This window comes from Pseudomonas sp. LBUM1668 (assembly GCF_059695715.1).
This window is the reverse complement of sequence record NZ_CP166787.1, coordinates 993970-1013863: the sequence shown is the minus strand read 5'-3', so window position 1 is coordinate 1013863 and position 19894 is coordinate 993970. Positions and strand designations below refer to the sequence as shown.

The 19894-nt window shown below is 58.4% G+C and carries 18 protein-coding genes; 9 read left to right on the top strand and 9 right to left on the bottom strand.

The window, feature by feature from the left end:
- Positions 1 to 2: 2 nt before the first annotated feature.
- On the bottom strand, positions 3 to 1307 hold the full coding sequence (gene hmgA, locus ACA061_RS04415; protein ID WP_210554537.1) for a homogentisate 1,2-dioxygenase: 1305 nt from the start codon (positions 1305 to 1307) through the stop codon (positions 3 to 5).
- Between the two features lie 164 nt (positions 1308 to 1471).
- Between hmgA and ACA061_RS04410 the strand changes: the two genes are divergently transcribed.
- Positions 1472 to 2251 (top strand): IclR family transcriptional regulator, encoded by a 780-nt coding sequence (locus ACA061_RS04410; RefSeq protein ID WP_150617168.1) that lies wholly within the window; start codon positions 1472 to 1474, stop codon positions 2249 to 2251.
- 105 nt (positions 2252 to 2356) lie between these two features.
- On the opposite strand, the gene ACA061_RS04405 is transcribed toward ACA061_RS04410, so the two are convergent.
- The 3 genes from ACA061_RS04405 to ACA061_RS04395 form a co-directional block, all read right to left on the bottom strand.
- Entirely contained in the window at positions 2357 to 4912 is a 2556-nt protein-coding gene (locus ACA061_RS04405) for a LuxR C-terminal-related transcriptional regulator (RefSeq protein ID WP_497300681.1), read from the bottom strand.
- Positions 4913 to 5051: 139 nt separating this feature from the next.
- A complete protein-coding gene (locus ACA061_RS04400; RefSeq protein WP_150617166.1) occupies positions 5052 to 6419 on the bottom strand; it encodes a DUF1329 domain-containing protein in 1368 nt (455 codons plus the stop codon).
- A 23-nt stretch (positions 6420 to 6442) separates the two neighbouring features.
- Positions 6443 to 8236 carry a DUF1302 domain-containing protein gene (locus ACA061_RS04395; protein ID WP_150605487.1) on the bottom strand — a complete coding sequence of 598 codons (1794 nt, stop codon included), beginning with the start codon at positions 8234 to 8236 and terminating at the stop codon, positions 6443 to 6445.
- A gap of 720 nt (positions 8237 to 8956) precedes the next feature.
- On the opposite strand from ACA061_RS04395, the gene ACA061_RS04390 reads away from it, so the two are divergent.
- Positions 8957 to 11275 (top strand): S-type pyocin domain-containing protein, encoded by a 2319-nt coding sequence (locus tag ACA061_RS04390; RefSeq protein ID WP_497300679.1) that lies wholly within the window; start codon positions 8957 to 8959, stop codon positions 11273 to 11275.
- Entirely contained in the window at positions 11272 to 11532 is a 261-nt protein-coding gene (locus ACA061_RS04385; protein ID WP_150617164.1) for a hypothetical protein, read from the top strand. Before ACA061_RS04390 ends, ACA061_RS04385 begins: the two co-directional genes overlap by 4 nt.
- A 46-nt stretch (positions 11533 to 11578) precedes the next feature.
- On the opposite strand, the gene ACA061_RS04380 is transcribed toward ACA061_RS04385, so the two are convergent.
- The 4 genes from ACA061_RS04380 to ACA061_RS04365 all read right to left on the bottom strand — a co-directional run bounded on the left by ACA061_RS04380 (position 11579) and on the right by ACA061_RS04365 (position 15008).
- Complete coding sequence (locus tag ACA061_RS04380; protein ID WP_497300678.1) at positions 11579 to 12490, bottom strand: SDR family oxidoreductase; 912 nt, start codon at positions 12488 to 12490, stop codon at positions 11579 to 11581.
- 211 nt (positions 12491 to 12701) lie between these two features.
- Complete coding sequence (locus ACA061_RS04375) at positions 12702 to 13604, bottom strand: alpha/beta fold hydrolase (RefSeq protein WP_497300677.1); 903 nt, start codon at positions 13602 to 13604, stop codon at positions 12702 to 12704.
- On the bottom strand, positions 13604 to 14386 hold the full coding sequence (locus ACA061_RS04370) for a class II aldolase/adducin family protein (RefSeq protein WP_497300675.1): 783 nt from the start codon (positions 14384 to 14386) through the stop codon (positions 13604 to 13606). Before ACA061_RS04370 ends, ACA061_RS04375 begins: the two co-directional genes overlap by 1 nt.
- A 163-nt stretch (positions 14387 to 14549) precedes the next feature.
- Positions 14550 to 15008 (bottom strand): flavodoxin, encoded by a 459-nt coding sequence (locus tag ACA061_RS04365; protein WP_497300674.1) that lies wholly within the window; start codon positions 15006 to 15008, stop codon positions 14550 to 14552.
- Between the two features lie 153 nt (positions 15009 to 15161).
- Here ACA061_RS04365 and ACA061_RS04360 point away from each other — a divergent pair, with 153 nt between their 5' ends.
- Both ACA061_RS04360 and ACA061_RS04355 read left to right on the top strand, forming a co-directional pair.
- The gene (locus ACA061_RS04360; protein WP_210554529.1) at positions 15162 to 15620 is read left to right on the top strand and encodes a PAS domain-containing protein; all 459 of its coding nucleotides are present in this window, start codon (positions 15162 to 15164) and stop codon (positions 15618 to 15620) included.
- Positions 15621 to 15692: 72 nt separating this feature from the next.
- Positions 15693 to 16298, top strand: coding sequence for a hypothetical protein (locus ACA061_RS04355; RefSeq protein WP_150604383.1), 606 nt, complete (start codon positions 15693 to 15695; stop codon positions 16296 to 16298).
- Between the two features lie 3 nt (positions 16299 to 16301).
- On the opposite strand, the gene ACA061_RS04350 is transcribed toward ACA061_RS04355, so the two are convergent.
- Positions 16302 to 17261, bottom strand: coding sequence for a MerR family transcriptional regulator (locus ACA061_RS04350; protein WP_150617159.1), 960 nt, complete (start codon positions 17259 to 17261; stop codon positions 16302 to 16304).
- 211 nt (positions 17262 to 17472) lie between these two features.
- On the opposite strand from ACA061_RS04350, the gene ACA061_RS04345 reads away from it, so the two are divergent.
- The 4 genes from ACA061_RS04345 to folX all read left to right on the top strand — a co-directional run bounded on the left by ACA061_RS04345 (position 17473) and on the right by folX (position 19872).
- Positions 17473 to 18048: an antibiotic biosynthesis monooxygenase gene (locus ACA061_RS04345; protein ID WP_210701379.1), complete on the top strand. Its 576-nt coding sequence runs from the start codon at positions 17473 to 17475 to the stop codon at positions 18046 to 18048.
- A gap of 158 nt (positions 18049 to 18206) precedes the next feature.
- Positions 18207 to 18917: a dihydromonapterin reductase gene (folM, locus tag ACA061_RS04340; RefSeq protein WP_210701378.1), complete on the top strand. Its 711-nt coding sequence runs from the start codon at positions 18207 to 18209 to the stop codon at positions 18915 to 18917.
- A 22-nt stretch (positions 18918 to 18939) separates the two neighbouring features.
- Positions 18940 to 19500, top strand: a complete 561-nt coding sequence (gene folE, locus ACA061_RS04335; protein WP_210554525.1) for a GTP cyclohydrolase I FolE — start codon at positions 18940 to 18942, stop codon at positions 19498 to 19500.
- Positions 19501 to 19872 (top strand): dihydroneopterin triphosphate 2'-epimerase, encoded by a 372-nt coding sequence (folX, locus tag ACA061_RS04330; protein ID WP_016771653.1) that lies wholly within the window; start codon positions 19501 to 19503, stop codon positions 19870 to 19872.
- Positions 19873 to 19894: the final 22 nt, after the last annotated feature.

The following is a 19894-nucleotide window of genomic DNA, read 5'->3' as shown; positions in this document are numbered from 1 at the left end:
GGTTATCTCCGGGTCGGGTCGAACGTGGCGGGCAATGTGGCCCAGCAAGCGTCGTAATTGGGTTGCAGTTGTGGGCAGTCGAGGGCGAAGCGGCTTGGGCGCAGCACTTGGCTGGTCTCGAACATGAAGGCCATGGTGTTGTCGATTTTTGCGGGTGCAAGTTCGGCATTGATCGCTTTGGTGCAGGTCTCGCCGTCCGGGCCGTGAGCACTCATGCAGCTGTGCAGCGAGGCACCGCCGGGCACGAAGCCTTCGGCCTTGGCGTCGTATTCGCCCTGGATCAGGCCCATGAATTCGTTCATCAGATTGCGGTGGAACCACGGCGGACGGAAGGTGTTCTCGGCCACCATCCAGCGTGGCGGGAAAATCACGAAGTCGAGGTTGGCCAGACCGTGCACGCTGGTCGGCGAGGTCAACACGGTGAAGATCGACGGGTCGGGGTGATCAAAACTGACCGTGCCAATGGTGTTGAAGCGGCGCAGATCATATTTGTACGGCACGTTATTACCGTGCCAGGCGACCACGTTCAGCGGCGAATGATTGAGCTCGGTGGCCCACAACTGGCCGAGGAATTTCTGCACCAGCGTGGTGGGTTGTTGCAGGTTTTCGTAAGCGGCGACCGGGGTGAGGAAGTCGCGCGGATTGGCCAGACCGTTGCTGCCGATCGGCCCAAGGTCCGGCAGACGCAACGGCGCGCCGTGGTTTTCGGCAACATAGCCGCGCGCTTGCGGATCGAGCAGTTCTATACGGAATTTCAGGCCACGTGGCAGCACGGCGATTTCCAGAGGGGCGACTTCCAGCACGCCCAACTCAGTGGCAATCCGCAGACGTCCCAGTTGTGGCACCAGCAGCAGTTCGCCGTCAGCATTGAAAAACACCCGCTCCATCGAGCGGTTGGCCGCGTAGTTGTAGATGCTGATGCCGGCCGGTTTTTCGGCGCCGGAATTGGCCGCCATGCTCACCAGTCCATCGATGAAATCGGTCGGTTCGGCCGGCATGTCCAGCGCGTTCCAGCGCAGGCGATTGGGGGTCACTTCACCCAAAGGCCCACCGGCCAGTTGCCGCTCCAGCTTGACGAATGCAGGGTGATTGGCTGAGGGCTGAATCCGGTACATCCAGGTACGCCGCGCTTCACTGCGGGTCATGGTGAACGCGGTGCCGGAGAACAATTCGGTGTAGAGGCCGTAGGGGGCTTTTTGCGGGGAGTTCTGGCCAACGGGCAGCGCGCCGGGCAACGCTTCAGAGCTGAATTCGTTGCCGAAACCGGACTGATAAGCCAGCGTCGACGCGGTTGAATCGAGGTTCATGGAGCCTCCTGAACAGGGAGTCGGCAATGGCCCATCGCTCTGGCTCAGAGGTTTCGGCACGCCGGGGTTGTTATTATCGTAATTCGATTACGCATAACGTAATTTGCTCGCTATCCAGCGTCAAGCTATAAAGACGCCCATTCGTATTGGAACCCGGCCGCACCATGGAAAAAACCAGCGACAGTAACGGCAAACAGAAAGTCCGCTCCGCCGAAGTCGGCACCGACATCCTCAAGGCTTTGGCCGAGTTGTCGCCCTCCACTTCGCTGTCGCGCCTGGCCGAACACGTGCAGATGCCGGCGAGCAAGGTTCACCGCTACTTGCAGGCGTTGATTGCCAGCGGATTCGCCGAGCAAAATCCAGCGACCAACCACTACGGTCTCGGCCGCGAAGCACTGCGCGTGGGCCTGGCGGCACTCAACAGTATGGACGTGCTGAAAGTCGCCGCCCTGCCTCTGTCGGAACTGCGTGACGAACTCAACGAAACCTGTTTCCTCGCGGTGTGGGGCAATCAGGGAGCAACCGTGGTGCACATCGAACCGGCGGTGCGTGCAGTGACGGTGGTGACGCAATTGGGTTCGGTGCTGCCGCTGCTCAGTTCCTCGACAGGACTGGTGTTCAGCGCCTACCTGCCGCATCGGGAAACCGACGAATTGCGCGAGCGGGAAATCGCCGTCGCCGAGCATCCGTTGAAGGACGAAACCGCCTATGCGACGTTGTGCGAACAGATCCGCGAGCGCGGCCTGCATCATGTCCACGGCTTGCTGATGCCGGGTGTGGATGCCTTGTCGGCACCGGTGTTCAACGCCGTCGGACAAGTTGCAGCGGTGCTGACCATCGTTGGCCCGACCTCGCTGTTCCACGCCGACGAAAACGGCCCGGCGGCGCAGCGGTTGTTGGCTGCGACGCGGGCCGTGAGTTGGCGGATGGGGTTTGACGCTTAGCCGCCTGCGTCGATCCGCCGGTCAGCGACGTTGTGAAGGGTTGCAGCAACACAGTTTTGCTGTCGCCCGCCGCTTCCTCTTGCACAATCTCTTTGAAAACTATTGCTACAGCTCAAACCCCAGCAACTTGGCACTGGCTACAGCCTGCGTTCTTCGCTCGACGCCCAGTTTTCCGTGTATCCGCCTGGCGTGAGTCTTTACCGTGTGCAGAGAAATAAACAGCTCATCTGCAATCTGTTGATTGGAATGGCCCTTGGCAATCAGGCGTAAAACTTCCAACTCACGTTGACTGAGCAAACCACTACCGCTCGCCACTTCAACAGTGGCCGGCTCCGAAACCGTGTTTGCCAGTATTTGCAACAGCCCCGGGTGGCGCAGTTGCAGTTCACGCAACGCCTGATGCAGCCCATATTGACGACTCAGCTCCAGACCCTGCTGCAGGCTGGCGCGCGCCGAAGTCTGATCACCCTGCGAAAAGGCCACTTCTGCCATCGCCAGATGCAAGTCGGTTTCCAGAATGAGCATCCTGCAGCGCTGCGCCGTTTCGAGCAGACGCTGTAGCCGGCCCATCGGGTTGCGAGCCGAGCCTGACCCTGCCTCAGCAAGGATCAACAAGTACTCGACGCGGGGAATCAACTCGAGTGTTGCCGGCGGCGCCTGCAAAGCGTCCGCTCCTTGATAGTGCCGTAACAGACGTGCCATCGCCTCGCACGCCAGCTCATGACGGCCCTGCTGCAGCCAGAACAGACTGCTGACTTGCAACACCACGCCACGATAAACCGTGTCTGGAATCTGCCGCTGTTGCATCAGCCGTTCCGCATCGCGCAGCCACACGAACGCTTTCTCATAATCCGCCTGATTGGCAGCCAGTTGCGCCAGCCCCAGATAGCCGTAGAGGGCACGCTTGTCATGGTTGCGCCCGCAACCGTCCAGACCGGACTGGAAAAAATCCGCCGCCAAGACATCCTGGCCCTGACTCAGCGCAAGACGCCCACGACGCAGCGCAATCCGTCCCAACAGCGGGGTCAGGCGGTTCGGTTGCCGGACGAGTAAATCATGCACGCCCGCCAAAAGACTTTCAGCCCGAGGTGCCGCGCCGCGCTGTTCGAGCAATTGCCCGTGATCAAGCTCCAGCAGTGCTTCGAAAACCAGCGAGCCTTGCGCCCGTGCCAGACACAGTGCCTGACGATTACGGGCATGGGCTACGTCCAGTTCGCCGCGCAACAACGCCTGCTGGGTCAACCCTGACAAGCACATCACCCGAGCGATCCAGTTATCGAAATCGAGTACCTCCAACGCTTGCGAAAAGTATTCGTGAGCGCCCTCCATCCGCCCTTCCAGATGCAGTAACCACCCCTTCAACGTTTGCCAACGCGCAATCAATTGCCGCTCATGAGCTGGCGAAGGCTGCGGCATGAACCGCCCTAAATGCTCGATGCATTGCGCCGCCTGTTCAAAACGACCGGCGAAGAGCAATGCAGCTGTGATCAGACCGACCAGTTGTGGCGTGCTCAGGGTCAACTCTTCACTCTGTTGCTCATGCAATTGCAGTAACAGGACCACGGTTTGCTCTTCAAACAAATGCTCGAAGCTGAAGTGCTGCAACAGGCTGACGGCGATTTCATGTTCTTCGGCGAGCAACGCCTGTTCGAAGGCCGAACGCCAATCCTGCCGCCAGGAAAACCACTGACACGCCCGCCGATGCCAGGAACGACCTGCGGGCCATTGTTCGTCGCGCATCACCCGCGACAACGGTGGAAAAACCCGCAGCCAGTCGGCCGAGTCGTGCCACGGCTCGATAAAGCAGCCCAGTGTTTGCAGGGTGCGCAGGCACTGTGCGCCCTCTCCGGCACCAAACAGATGCTCACACAGCTCGGCATTGAAGCGCGGTAGATGCGCGAGCACCCGCCAGTTCTCGGCCAGCTCCGGCGTGAGGTTATTGAAGAGTTCGTGTTGCAGATAATCCAGCAGCGTATCCACCCGTTGCTGCGGCTGATTGCTTTGCGACCAGTCACACTTTTGCAGCAGCGCCATGCGCACCCCGGCGCACCAACCACCGGTACGCTGGACGATACGTGCAGCCACACTGCTTGCCTGCTCGGGCGACAGATGTCGCAGCGCCTGGGCGATTTCGTCCGCAGACAGCGCCAGCGTCGCGCTTTCACACTCGTACAGTTCGTCGTCGAGCAGCAACCGCGGCCAGTTGCATTGCGGCCGTCGGCGGGTGCCGATCCACCAGGTGAACGCCGGGCTACTGACCGTCAGCAAACGGTCAAGCAACGCATCAAGCGCAGGTTCCGGCAGCCGACAGTAGTCATCGATAAACAGCCAGGTCGGCAACGACCAGCGACTCAGCGCAGCGACCAGACCGGACTCCGTTGTTTCTGCCAGTCCCAACGCCTGTGCCAATCGCAGACAAAATTCGTCGACACTCAAAGCGGCGCCAGCCAGTGGTAGCCAGCACACTTCGCAACGTTGCGGCGCTTGAAGCAGGCACTCGGCGAGCAGCGCGCTCTTGCCGCTGCCGGCGGGTGCACAAATGAGCCTGACCCGGGCCACCGATTCCAGCAATGGCTCGCTCAATCGCGTACGTGGCTGGTGATGGGAGGACAGTCTGGGGAGAAAACCGGGGCGATCCAGACAAGCAGTCATGGCGGTCATCGGATGAGCCTTTTTATAGTTGTGAGCTCACCCTAGCCCTCTCCCGGCGGCTTGTTGACAAGTATTCAGCGCGCTGATTAGCGGCCATAAAAAAGGCGACCGCGCGGTCGCCTTTTGTTCAGCCGATGTATCAGAACCGTTACCGCACGCCCTCTGTACGCAGGGCCGCTGGCGTGTAGTCGGCAGCCTTGGCTTCGAAGCCGAATTCGTAGCCGTGCTTCTCTTCGTTCTTCATCCCCAGCGCGATGTAGCGACCGGCAATAATGTCGTAGAGCGCTTCGAGGGTGTAGGCCGGAGCCTGATGATCGTAGTAGTACTCGGCGTGACCTTCGGCGACGCGCCACAGTTGCCCGCGACCGTCGTAGTGATCGGCGAGCGCCACTTGCCAGCTGTCCTCGTCGATGTACATGTGGCGCTTGGCGTAGATGTGCCGCTCGTTCGCCTTGACCGTGCCGATCACCTCCCACACGCGGTGCAGCTCGTAGCGCGTCAGGTCCTGATTGATGTGCCCGGCCTTGACGATGTCGTCGTACTTGAGCTTCGGCGAGTCGAGTTTGTAGCTGTTGTACGGAATGTACATTTCCTTTTTGCCGACCAGTTTCCAGTCGTAACGGTCCGGCGCACCGGAGAACATGTCGAAGTTGTCCGAAGTGCGCAGGCCATCGGCGGCGGTGCCCGGGCCGTCGTAGGCCACTTGCGGCGCGCGCCGGACGCGACGCTGACCGGCGTTGTAAATCCACGCCAGGCGCGGTTCCTTCACCTGATCAAGGGTTTCGTGCACCAGCAGCACGTTGCCGGCCAGCCGCGCCGGAGCCGTCACCGACTGTTTGAAGAAGGTCAGCACGTTGGCGGCTTTTTCCGGATCGATATCTTTCATCAGTTGCGGCACGGCGATCTCTTCTTCGAAGCGGATTGGCGTGTAGCTGCCGTTGGTTTGCGGTGTCACCTGGGTGATGATCCGCTTGACGTTGCCGCCGTGATAACGGGTGATGTGGTTCCACAAGACTTCCACGCCATTCTTCGGAATCGGGAAGGCGTAGTAGCGATTGCCGGTGAAGTTGGCCAGGCCGTTACCGTCGTTGATGGTGGTAACGTTAAGGGCGCTGCGCTTGGCCGATTCGTAGATTTCCGGCGGTGCGGCAACGGTGCGATGGGTCGGATAGACCGGGATCTTGTAGGTCTCCGGATAGCGTTTGAACATCGCCACCTGACCTTCAGACAGTTTGCTTTTGTACTGATCGACGTTGGCGGCGGTGATGGTGAACAGCGGTTTTTCATTGGCAAACGGGTCGGCGAGAAAGCCTTTACTGTCCACCGCACCAGCGTTTTTCGCGATGCCGCCCGTCCATGCCGGGATCGAGCCGTCGGCGTTGCCGGCCTTCTCGGCACCCAGCGGAGTCAGGCTGGTGCCGAGTTTGTTCGCCTCATCCGGCGACACTGCCGCCATCACGTTGGCCGCCAGCAGACTCAGGGCCAGCACACCGCATTGCAGAATCATTTTGCGCATTGCTTTCATCCTTCTCGGGCAGATCAGAAGTTCACGCCGAAGCTCAGAGCGACGAAGTCACGGTCTTCGAGGACGTTGTAGTCGCCACCGAAAAAGTCGGTGTAGCTGAGGCTCGCGGTGTAGGTGTTGCGATAGTCGGCATCGACGCCGACGCTGATCGCTTTGGCGCCTTCGTTGAACAGGCCGTTGGGGCCATAACCGGCGACGTCGTGCGACCACGACAGGTTGGGTTTGAGGTTGATCCCGCCAATCACGTTGGCGTAATCGAGGATGGCGCGGCCGCGATAGCCCCACGAAGTCGAGGTGACAAAGCCGTCCGTGTCGCCACCAAAACCGTATTGGCCGTATACCGAATCGCGGCCATAACGCAGCTTGCTGCGCGACTCCAGACCGCCGACCCGTACCACCGCCGCTTCACCGACCAGGGTCAGGCGTTGGGCGCCCAGCACTTGGTCGAAGAAGTGCGTCAGGGTGCTCTGGATCTGCGTCACTTCCTTGCGCCGGTATCCCGTGTTGTCCGCACCCGGTGAGGTGGCGATCGGCGAAGCTGCGCCGCCGGCGATCGGGTTGAGCAATGCCAGCGTCAGATCATTGGTGCTGACTTGCACCGGAGCGTTCGGCCGGTAGCTGATCTCGCCGGTCCATGCGGTGCCGGTGGGCAGCGTGGTAGAGAAACTCGCACCGTACAGGCGAATGTCTTCCGGGTATTCGAGGTAGTAGCCACCGCGCCCGAGCATCACACTTTGCGCCAGCCCGGCACCGCTGCCGGGAGCCAGACCGTTGGCAATACCGACCATGCCCGGCAATGCCGCCAGAGTCGAAAGCCCTGCGGTGGTGGTGCCGACTGTCGGCGTGCGGCTGTGGTAGTTCATGAAATACAGGCCGTACTCGGTATCGTCGCCGAGCCAGCGCAACGCCGTGCCCCACTGCCCGGAATCCCGCGCATCGCGGTCGCCGCCACGCGGGATGACTACGCCCTCGCGGGTGACCTGAATGCCCTGACCAAACGCGGTGGTCAATGGCACCAGCGGCGCAATCGCCGGGTTGCCGACGGTATAGCCACTGGTACAGCCGTCCGCCACCACGTCGACGCCGAAGAACGTGCCGCAGTTGTCGACAACGGTCTGGTCCCACTCCAGTTGATAGAAGCCTTCGATGGTCAACTGGTCGGTCAGCCCTTGGGAGCCGAACAACATGTTCACCGGAATCAGGCCTTCCTTGATCTCTGCACCGGGACGACGGAATGCCGACACGTCGATCGGGTTGATGCTGTTGATCGAGTTGCCGATGAAAGTACTTTCGCCCCAACTGACCACTTGTTTACCGGCGCGCACGGTGCCCGGCAGGTCGCCGATGGAATAGTTGTGATAGACGAATGCATCGAGAATTTGCGCGCCGGATGATTTGGCGCCTTCCTTGCGGCCACTGTCGCTGATCTGCTTGAACTCACGGTCTTCGTCCTTGAGCTCGAAGTCGTACCAATATTTGCCACGCACGAAAACACCGGTATCACCGTACTTGAGTTCGAGGTCGTGAATGCCTTTAACGATTTTCGAGAAAGTCTCGCCCTTCTTGAAGTTCAAACGCCCATCATCACCGGTCGAGGATTGCCCGGTCCCGCCGTTGACCGTACCGACCAGCGACTTGTCGGCATCGCGCATGCCCCAACTCGCACCGACCGAGAGCGACGAATCGAACGTGCCCTCGATTTCTCCGATATTGAAAGCAACCGCGTGCGCCTGGGCACAGCAACCCAGAGCCACCGCGGCTGCCAGCGCCTGCGGTGTGAAGATGGCGCGCATTGTTTTTGTTGTCATGCGTCTTCCCCGGTGAGTGACAGAAGACCCCACCCTACTGCCGCATGACCGGGCCGATAAGCGCACCAAGGAGGTATTCGCGCTGTCGCTCGAAAGGATGAATGCCCATGCAGTACGCGGCTTTGCATCGACCATGGATCGGCTGGATAGAGGATCATCAGTGCCGCGCATGGTGCACATCAGCCACTGCAGACTGTTGCATGCCCCGTAACAGTGCATGTCTGGAATCGGTATTTTTCCTACAGATTTGAAACCGTATTCTGAGCGGGCTTTCACGGCATACGCCGAAAAGCACCCAGCCTTGGCTACTGAGCAATTCAGGCCACTGCTGACAGATTTCAGATGAATCGATGAGTCGGTTTATCGCCCCGGTGTTCACTGACGTTGATTTGTAGCTCCTTGATCCAACGTCTTACCTTGGCCGCTACGTTTGCAGCGGCCTTTTTTATGGCTGTTGAAAAGGCATCCCTACGAACTGTAAAAACATTCCGAGAAAAGCGTCGGACCTTTCCTGCTGCGCAGAAGAATCCTCCTCACTTCGTTATTAGTCTGCGAAAAACCTCTCAAAACAACGCCTTGTTACTTACGAGCTTCTCGGATTTTGCAACAGCAATTCTGATGTAACTTGAAACACCTCAAATATTCGCCGGTGACACGGAAGTCACTATCGCCCGCGCTTACTTTCCAGCGAGCCGCCACGCAATTCAAAAGGACATGAATATGCAAAGACCTCCACCCTTGATACTTGATGCAACACATATTAATGCACCCGCCCCTGATCATTACGACCCCTTCAAGGAAAGCAATCAGGGCTATTCCTATAGCGGCATGTTTGGGCCGGCAGGCGCCAACCATAAAACCCGCGAACTAATGTACGAAACTCAAGTTACCCTGGAACAGGAGTTCAGCGCGAAGTCCTTCTTATTGCCTCAATCCATTGAGAATGAACTCGCTGCAACACGGCTGGAACGGTCAACCAGTCCACTACCACCCGCGGCAGCAATAGTCCGCGAACTGGATGTAAGAAATACCCTCATTCAACGCAAGTCCGCTCAACTTCACGAGCAGATCACTATTGCCAATCGTTTTTTTGGAAGTGATCCGCTGGGTAAAAACTTCAATGATTTTCTGAATCAGGCCTCGGCTATCCGGCGAACGAACCGCACAGGCCCGCCCGTGCGAGAGCTATGGAGTCAGTCCTATCGGGCGGCCCATGAAGCGAGGCTGCTAAATCAGACTGTCCAGCTTCTCAATCAACAGCAAATCAACGTGCAGAACTGGCTGTCCGCCGTGCTGGCCAATGATCAGGCGCAAGCGGCTGCCGCTGCGCAAGAAGCCCAGCGATTGGCTGCAGAACATGCGCGGATCGCAGCCGAACAGCAACGGCAGAGAGAACTTGCCGAAGCAGTACGCCGAGAACAAGAGCAAGCCCGCGCTCGGGAACAGGCAAGGCTGGCCGCACTCGCAGAGAAACAACGCCGGGATGCTGAACAGGCTCGCCTGGCCGCTGAAGTGGCGCGGATCAATGCCGATGCTGAAGCTCGGGAAAGAGAGCGGATTGCGCAATTGAGGATCGCATTGGCTGAAGCACAAGCCAACGCTGAAACAGCCGCACGGGTGTTCGCCGCTGAGCAGGCTCGCCTTCAAGCGGAAATGGAACTGCGCATTGAGGCGATACAAAAGCAGGTTCAAGCAGATAAAAAGAGCATGGAACTTCGCCACAAAGTCCTTGAAACCGCGACCGCCTTAGCCAAACGCCAAGCTCATCTGGCGACATTGGAGAACCAGCAGCAATTGGGAAATGAACCAGGGCTGCACGACATTGAACCGGACTTTACGACTGAGGCTGACGCTCAAAATCTGGGGCACCATTCGCCAGAGATTCAACGTGTTTATGCTGCGTCAGGAGTAGTGGCTTCAACCAGCCCGCATTTCTCCTTTGCTTCGACAGCCATACGTCTTCCCCCGGCGACGTCTTCCGCAATTCTCAATGCACTGCGCTCAGGTTTACTGACCGTGAAAGCATCTGGCGCCGCGCTGTTCGGCAGCCCGGTGTTGATAGGTTTCGCGGCTTTATTGATGCCGTCACGCCTGGGAAACGGCGAGCGGTTTGCCATGAGCGTTCCATTTTCCGAGTTGTCGTCGGAGTCTGCCCAGACACTGCGCGATATAGCCGACCGACAAGGCACGCTGGAGATGCCGGTAGGCTTGGGCGTCCGGCCATTCGGCGCTGGCGCGGAAGTATTCGTCGCCTCGACCGATGACTTTCATATTCGCTCGAGCGTGCTGGTTCTGAATGCGGCTTACGACTTGCTGAATGATGTTTACGAGGCCGCGCTCCCGGATTCGCCAACCGACTTCCTGACCTGGACACCCGCCATCTCCCCGGGTAACAGCTCGACCGAATCGCCAATGGTCGAAACCGAGTCGACCGCATATTCCGGCGCACCGATTGTCCCGGTTGAAGGGCGTCTGGATCTGCATCCTATTCTGGTCGAGGGCTGGGAACGATTCATCATTGTGTTTCCGGATGACTCGGGGATTGTTCCGCTTTATGTGGTGTTTAGCTGTCCTTATGCGGGGGCAACCGTCAAGGGTAAATACAGTGGCCGTGATTTCAACCCTGACCAAATCGGGGGGGAAATTTTAGATTTGCAGTGGGTACCGGAAACCATTTCAGCGGAGGGAACAATTATCGTGAAATTACACATTTCGAAATTTCTGCAATCAGACGCCAATGAAATAATGCTTGATCGGCTGGAGCGTATTGCTCGTGGAGAACTTGAAGCCACTGACACTGACAAACGTTTCTACACTCATGAAATAAGAGAGTTCGAACGATTTAAAGCTTTAGGCTTTGGTGATACCGAGAGACCAGATATCGGTTCTCCGATCTGGAATAACGTTCACACTGCGACTTTGGAGGATTTCCAGCTAAAAGATGACCCAACTCTTCTTTATACCACCGAAGCACTAAATGCTGCACTCGAGCAGGGAGAGCGTAATTATCAAAAACTGTTGAAGGAGATGTGGCAATGAGCACCGTCGAGATGATTGTTAAAAATGAATCCTTGGATGATATCGTCACCGTGTTTGCTTTAATTAAAGCAACACCGCATCTGGACATGATGATAAGAATCCACAATCGCGAACTTCTCAAAGAATATGGTGCGCTTGAAAACGCCTATACGCGGCTGATCAATGCCGGCGTGCTGGCAAACGGGGAAAATGGGCTCGCAGTAAAAGGGCCTAACTGGGCCCCGCCCGCTTATATGACAGAAAGAAGATACGTTTGAAATCGGGAGCCACCAAGCGCGAACGTCTTGGCGGCTCCGTACACTTTCAGAGCGAATACTTCTGCAAATTCGCCATCATTTCCTTCAGCGCTTCAATATTGTCCTTCGGATGCGCCGCCCCTTCGAAATCACAAATCTGCTGCCAGTGCGCCGCTACATCCTCGGGCGAGAAGCCCACTCGCGGGTCGAACCCGGCGCCCAGGCTGCGCTCCCAACGCACCTTGCCCATCCAGCCACCGCCGACTTCGAACAGCCCGGAAGTCTCCTGGCACTGCTCACTGGCCAGGTACACCACCAACGGGCTGACCAGTTCCGGTTTCAGTTGCTCGAACACTTGCGGCGGGATCAGACCTTCGGTCATGCGCGTGCCGCCGGTTGGCGCGATGGCGTTCACCAAGATGTTGTTCTTGCGGCCCTCGATGGCCAAGGTGCGGGTCAGCCCGTATAGACCAAGCTTGGCCATGCCGTAGTTGGACTGGCCGAAGTTGCCGTAGATGCCTGAAGTTGAAGCAGTGAAGATCACTCGGCCATAGTTTTGCTCGCGCAGGTGCGGCCATGCGGCGCGAGTGACTTTGTAGGCGCCTTCAACGTGGACGCGGTAGACCAGATCCCAATCGGCGTCGTCCATTTTGTGGAAGGTCTTGTCGCGCAGGATCCCGGCGTTGTTGACCACGACGTCGACGCGGCCGAAAACATCCAGCGCGTTCTGCACCAGTTTGTCGCCGTCGGTAACCGAGTCATGGTTGGCTTCGGCGCTACCGCCAGCTTCACGAATCTCAGCGACCACGCGATCAGCGGCAGATGCATTGGCGCCTTCGCCTTGAGTCGAGCCGCCGAGATCATTGACCAGCACTTTGGCGCCCTGTTTGGCGAACAGCAAAGCGTGCGCCCGTCCGAGGCCGCCACCGGCTCCGGTGACAATCACGACTTTATCTTCGAAACGCACAGACTCATTCATCGCGGCAACTCCAGCAGGCCAAGGGACAGTGACCCCGAGTGTCAGGCACGGGGCTTTCGGTCACAACGAACACGGTTGAGGCTGAATGGTGCGCGATAAGGCTGGGGGATGATGTGCCGCGCAAAATCAAAAGATCAAAAGATCGCAGCCTTCGGCAGCTCCTATATGGGATAGGTGTAGGAGCTGCCGAAGGCTGCGATCTTTTGATCTGTCAGGAGCATGCGACCTTGCGCGGTGGTAGCGCAAAACGTTCGCGAAACGCCAGGTAATGCTTGAGCACCTGCACCGGCGCTTCGATCTGCGGATAGTGGCCGATGCCCGGCAACAGCACGGTGTCGGCATCCGGTATCAACTGCCGATAGCGCTCAACCATGTGCGCACCCGAGATCGGATCAACTTCACCATCAATGACCCGCAACGGCACTTCGCCGCGCTGCATCGCCGCCACCCAACGATCACGCTGCACCCGCCGTTCGGGGATGTAGTTAATCAACTTGTGCATGATCCGCGGGCCGTGATTGCTGTCGACCAGGCTCCAGAAATCGTCCAGCTCGCTCTCGGTCGGCCCGGTCTGCGGACCGAAGATCTGGCGGAAGCTTTTCACCAGTGCGTCGCGAGTAAAGGCGCGGCCGATCATCCAGCCCAACGGGCTGAGCAATAGCTTTTGCATCAATACCGGACGATGGGTTTCCGGGAACAGACCGCCGTTGAGGAACACGCAACTGGCGACTTCGATCTTGTCTTCGTAGTGCCGGGCAAGCAGCTCCTGCGCGACGCTGTCGCCATAATCGTGAGCGAAGATGTGTAGCGGCTGTTCGACCTGCAAATGCGCGAGCAGCGCCTGTTGCAGATCGGCCTGCTCCAGCAGGCTGTAGCGGTGATTGGCAGGTTTGGCCGAATCACCGAAACCCAGCATGTCGCAAGCGATCACCCGATAACGCTGGGCCAGTGGTTGCCACAGATAATGCCAATCCCAACTGGCGGTAGGGAAACCATGGATCAGCAGCAGCGGCTCACCCTGCCCCGTCGTCCAGTAGCGGATCGACTGGCCACGAAAGACAAACGTCTGGCTGCGTTTACGCCAGACACACAGAGGAATCTCGGCAAGAGGCATTAGAGTTTATATCCGGGGTCTTGTTTATCGAGTTTGCGCAGCAGCGCCGGCCAGGCCAGCGCGCCACCCATGCCTTGAGCACTTTTGGTCACGCCGGCGATCATTGCCTTGGCGCCTGCCAGAATCTGCGGTTCGATGGCGATCAGTTCAGCGCCGCCGGTCTGGGCCATCACCTGGATGTCGCAGGCGCGCTGGAAGGTGAACATCATCAGGAAGGTATCAGCGATGGTGCCGCCACAGGTCAGCAGACCGTGGTTGTGCAGCATGAGGAAGTTGTTCTCACCGAGGTCGGCCTGCAAGCGCGCCTTCTCTTCGTGATTCAGCGCCACCCCTTCATAGCCGTGATACGCCAGGCTCGACAGCACGAACAGCGACTGCTGGCTGATCGGCAACACGCCTTGCTTTTGCGCCGACACCGCCACGCCCGAAGCGGTGTGCGTATGCAGCACGCAAACCACATCGTGACGCACTTCGTGCACGGCGCTGTGAATGGTGTAGCCGGCCGGGTTGATTTCGTAGGGGCTGTCCATGAGCTTTTTGCCGGCCTGATCGACTTTCACCAGGCTCGATGCGGTGATTTCGTGGAACATCAGGCCAAACGGATTGATCAGGAAATCTTCAGTGCCCGGCACCTTGGCGGATATGTGCGTGAAGATCAGATCGTCCCAACCATGCGACGCGACCAGACGATAGCAAGCGGCGAGATCGACGCGTGTCTGCCACTCGGCGGCGCTGACCTGCTCTTTGACATTAAGGGACGACTGGACGGGGGCTACGCTCACTGTATGCACCTCTGCGTTCTTATTGTTCTGCTGGTGTCAGCAGTCTAGTCAGGCGCAGTCGATCGCGTAGTTGCATTGCCAGCCAGCTTGATGACTGAACGGGTCAGCCATGCAAACTCCTTGGATCCATGTCAAGGCAACGGCGCCAACAAAGGAGCGGCAATCAACCCTTGAGCGCGCCAATCAGATCCGCCAGCCACGGCTCGGCGTCGGTTTCCGGGGTGACGCTTTCGCTGGCATCGAGGCGCAGCATCTCTTGAACTTCACGCAGGCCGAGTTCGCTGAAAAACAGTTCGCGCATTTGCTCACCGCCACCGCAGAAGGTGTCGCCGTAACTGGCGTCGCCCAAAGCAATCACCGCACCCGGCAAACCACGCCAGGCGGCAGGCAATTGATCGCGGATCATCGAATACAACGGTTGCAGGTTGTCCGGCAACTCGCCCATGCCGGTGGTCGAGGTCACGGCAAGAAACGCTTCTGGCGCGAAAGCCTGAACCTCGGCCAGGCTGACGCGTGAGTTGTAGAAGGTTTCAAAGCCAGCGGCTTTCAGCAGGTTCTGGGCGTGGCGGGCGACTTCTTCGGCGGTGCCGTAGACCGAACCGGAGAGGATGGCGACTTTCATCAATCTGATCCTGAAACTGAAAAAAAGAGCGGCGATAGTAACAGCCTCAGCCGTGAAGTTGCGATTGGCTCTCAATGAGCGCTGATGTCCTATGGACAGGCACCGCCGTTCTTCTAGAATGCGTGCCAATGCCAGCTCTGAAAGGATTCAAGGATGATCAACGCTCACTTGCTGCAAATGGTGATCAACGCATCGAATGACGGGATTGTGGTCGCGGAAAAAGAAGGCGAGCGGGACAACATCCTGATCTACGTCAACCCGGCCTTCGAGCGTCTCACCGGTTACTCCAGCGAAGAAATCCTCTATCAGGATTGCCGCTTTCTGCAGGCCGGCGACCGTGATCAGGAGAGCCTGGAGCTCATTCGCGATGTATTGCGTACCAACGGCTCGTGTCGGGAAATTTTGCGCAACTACCGTAAGGACGGCACGGCGTTCTGGAATGAATTGTCACTTTCAACGGTAAAAAATGCCGATGACGGGCAGACTTACTTTGTCGGCGTGCAAAAAGATGTGACGATGCAGGTCAAGGCTCAGCAACGTGTCGCGCAGCTGGAGGCCCGGGTCGCTGCACTGGAAACAGAACTCGCCGCCTTGAAAGCGACAAACGGTTAAAACAAAACATCGAACTGGTTGTCATTAACTACAATCACCAATGACTTTGTAACTATTCCTTTCGAGTTAGCCATGCAACGCGACGCGCTCCTGACCCAGGATGAGCTGGATTTTATCCAGACCATGCAGCACAACCCGCAACTCAATGTGCGGGATGCGACGTCGAGTCTGCTGGTTAACGGTGGTTCGCAGATCCGTGATTTGCTCACGCGTCTGGCCGCTCACGAGCAAGTGACCATTCAGGCCAACTTCGAAAATCAGCAGATGACGTTTCCACTGCATCTGGTGGAAGACGAGTTTCATGCACTGCACCTGCGCCTCGGTGTGCCAAGCATCTACGAAGATGGCCCGATGGTTCGTCCGTGGCGGCTGACACTTGAAGAGCCGGTGGCGCTGGAGAATGCCAAAGGCCAGGCGGGCACGCTGTGGGTTCACGAGGTTTCACATAAAGGCGTACTGCTGGAAGTGCGCAACAAGACCAAACCGCCCAAGCACTTCGCGCTGTGGTTCAGCCCTTCGGGTTATGAGCGGATCGCATTGCGCGGCAATTTCGAGCGCGAAACCGAGAGTGGTTTCTACGCCTACGAACTCAGCCAGACAGACAGCGACGAAACCGAGCGTCTTCGACAGTTCATCCTGCAGCAACATCGTTTGACGCACCCTGCCCTGCACACCTGATTCTCAGGTATCAAGCTTCCCCGCCAGAAACTGCGTCATGCGCTGACGCATGTTCATCCCTTCATTACCCAGGCACGCCACAGATGATCCGGCCAGACTCTCTTGCGCCAGATCAGACGCATCGCCGGCGAGCATCAGCTGACAATCAAGACTCAAGGCCAGTCGATTCAGACGCCGGGGCAAATCGGCACTCGGGGCGTGATTGGAAAACAGCACCAGTGCGTCAGGTTTGATCTTCTCGCAAACGAGGGTCAGCTCATCGAGCGGCTGGCCGGTGGTCAACACACGAACGCCTGCGTCGTTGCCACTCAGAAACAACGCCGCCACCAGCAACTCAAGCTCCCGGCATTGCCCGGCCAGTGCGCTGACGATCACCCGTCGCGGTTGTGCGCCACGCAGGGTGATGATTCGGTGTAACACCCGCGCCCTAAGAAACCCGTCGAAGAACAGCCATTCGCTGGTCTGCCCAAAGCCATCCTGACGCTGCAACAACTGCAGCCATAACGGCATCAGGATGTCCTGAAACACAACGGGCAACGCATAAGAAGAAAAGATCTGACCGTAGACCCGATCCAGCTGCTGATCATCGAAAGAGCTGATCGCCTGCTGGAGCTGCACTTGCCATTGCAGATAATCGGCTTGCACCAGATCATCGGGAATGATGTGCGCGAGAACCTTCAGCGGTTCGGTCCTGGCGAGAATCTTGCCGATCTTGCTGACCGCCACACCACGATCGATCCAGTCGACGATGCTGCGAACGCGCTCGATTTCGGTCATCGAATACAGCCGATGCCCACTCTCGGTGCGCACCGGCAGGATCAAACCATAGCGACGTTCCCAGGCGCGCAGCGTGACCGGATTGACACCTGTCAGCCTCGCGACTTCACGGATAGGAAACAGATCCTCGCGCTCGAGCGCAACAGATGCCTGAGAAACTGGGTGCGCGTCTGTCATGACAGGCATTGGGCCTCAACTTCCGGACGGGTGAATTGGATCCCATTCTAACCCCGATGCGCTGATTGCGTTCAAGTAGAGATATGCGACGAAAGTCTCTGGTTTAAACACGAAAATCAGGAATAATCCTTGCTTGCTGAAAAGCGCAGGCCTCCACCCCGGCCTTGCGTCAGGCGAAACTCCTACCCGGAGTGACGCAATCGAGATACGGAGATACACAATGTCTACTTCACCCGTCACGCTGATGGTTGCGCGTCGCGTCGCCGATGGCCGCTATCAGGATCTGATCGCCTGGCTGCGCGAAGGCGAACAACTGGCCACCGATTTCCCCGGTTATCTGGGTTCCGGCGTGCTCGCACCGCCGCCCGGCGATAACGAATTCCAGATTATCTTCCGCTTTGTCGATGAACAGACTTTGCATGCGTGGGAGCATTCGGCCTCGCGTACCGCCTGGCTGGATCGTGGCAGCGATCTGTTTGCCCATCCCAAAGAGCATCGTGTCAGTGGCATCGAAGGCTGGTTCGGCACAAGCGTAGTCGGCCAGCGCCCGCCGCGCTGGAAACAGGCGATTGCGATCTGGCTGGCATTCTTTCCGGTGTCGCTGTTGTTCAATTTTGTCGTGGGTCCGTTGCTCGTGGACATGAGCCTTTTGCCGAAAGTGTTGATCAGCACGGCATGCCTGACGCCGCTGATGGTTTATTTCTTTATTCCGTTGTCGACGCGGTTGCTGGCGAACTGGTTGAACAGCACGCCTGCGCGTCCGTTGCCTGTCGCACCCTCTACGCAGAACCGCTAAAAGATCGCAGCCTCGTTGCACTCGAATGCTCCTACATGGCTCCTACACGGCTCCTACACAGTTGCGACAGTGGCGCAGTGCGGGAGCTGCCGGAGGCTGCGATCTTTTCAGGCCCGCCGCTGTTATAGTTTTTGCACCCACCGCGACGCGAGCCGTTCATGACTACAACCTCCGCCCCGATCCTGATCACCGGCGCCGGCCAACGTGTCGGTCTGCACTGCGCGCAGCGTTTGCTCGAAGACGGCCACCGCGTCATTTTCACCTATCGCAGCGAACGCCCCGGTGTCCAGACGCTACGTGATCTGGGCGCCATCGGCGTATTCGCAGACTTTTCCAGCGAAGCCGGCATCCTCGCGTTCATCGCCGAATTGAACACCCACACCGACAGCCTGCGGGCGATCGTGCATAACGCCTCCGACTGGCAGGCGGAAACCCCGGGCAGCGAAGCCGAAGCGTTCAACCGCATGGTCAACATTCACATGCTCGCGCCCTATCTGATCAACCTGCACTGCGCCGACCTGCTCAAGCAATCGACACCCGCCGACATCATCCACATCAGCGACGATGTCACTCGCAAGGGCAGCAGCAAGCACATCGCCTATTGCGCCAGCAAAGCCGGGCTCGACAGCCTGACCCTGTCCTTCGCCGCTCGCTATGCGCCGGCGATCAAGGTCAACGGCATTGCGCCGGCCCTGCTATTGTTCAACCCCGACGACGACGCGGCGTACCGCGCCAAGGCCCTGGCCAAATCCGCGCTGGGCATCGAACCCGGTAGCGAAGTGATCTACCAGAGCCTTCGCTACCTGCTCGACAACCCTTATGTCACCGGCACGACCCTGACCGTCAATGGCGGAAGGCACGTCAAATAACGCTGCCCCGCGAGGATGTTCGATGATCCGTTCCCTGCCCGAGAACTACCGTGAAATCCTCATTGGCCTCGGTGAAGATCCCGACCGTGAAGGATTGCTCGATACGCCGGCGCGGGCGGCCAAGGCCATGCAATACCTGTGTCACGGTTACGAGCAGAGCGTCGACAAAATCGTCAATGGCGCGCTGTTTGCCTCCGACAGCGACGAGATGATCATCGTCGCCGACATCGAGTTGTACTCGTTGTGCGAACATCACCTGCTGCCCTTCATCGGCAAGGCCCATGTGGCTTATATTCCGACTGGCAAAGTGCTGGGGCTGTCGAAGATCGCGCGACTGGTGGACATGTTCGCCAGACGCCTGCAAATTCAGGAAAACCTCACCCGGCAGATTGCCGATGCGGTGCAACAGGTTACCGATGCCGCCGGTGTTGCGGTGGTCATCGAGGCCAGACACATGTGCATGATGATGCGCGGTGTCGAAAAACAGAATTCGACCATGAACACCTCGGTCATGCTCGGCGCCTTCCGCGACTCGAGCAACACCCGTCAGGAGTTCCTGCAATTGATTGGACGGAGCAAGTAAATGCCACAACTTCAGCCGGGAATGGCGCGTATCCGGGTCAAGGATCTGCGCTTGCGCACCTTTATCGGGATCAACGAGGACGAAATCCTCAACAAGCAGGATGTGCTGATCAACCTGACCATCCTGTACGCCGCGCAAGAAGCGGTGCGTGACAATGACATCGACCACGCGCTCAATTACCGCACCATCACCAAGGCAATCATCGCCCACGTCGAGGGCAATCGTTTTGCCCTGCTCGAGCGCCTGACCCAGGAATTGCTCGATCTGGTGATGACCAACGCCTCGGTGCTGTACGCCGAAGTCGAAGTCGACAAGCCGCACGCGCTGCGCTTTGCCGAGTCGGTGTCGATCACGCTTGCAGCGAGCCGCTAGCTTCAAGCTTCAAGCGCCAAGC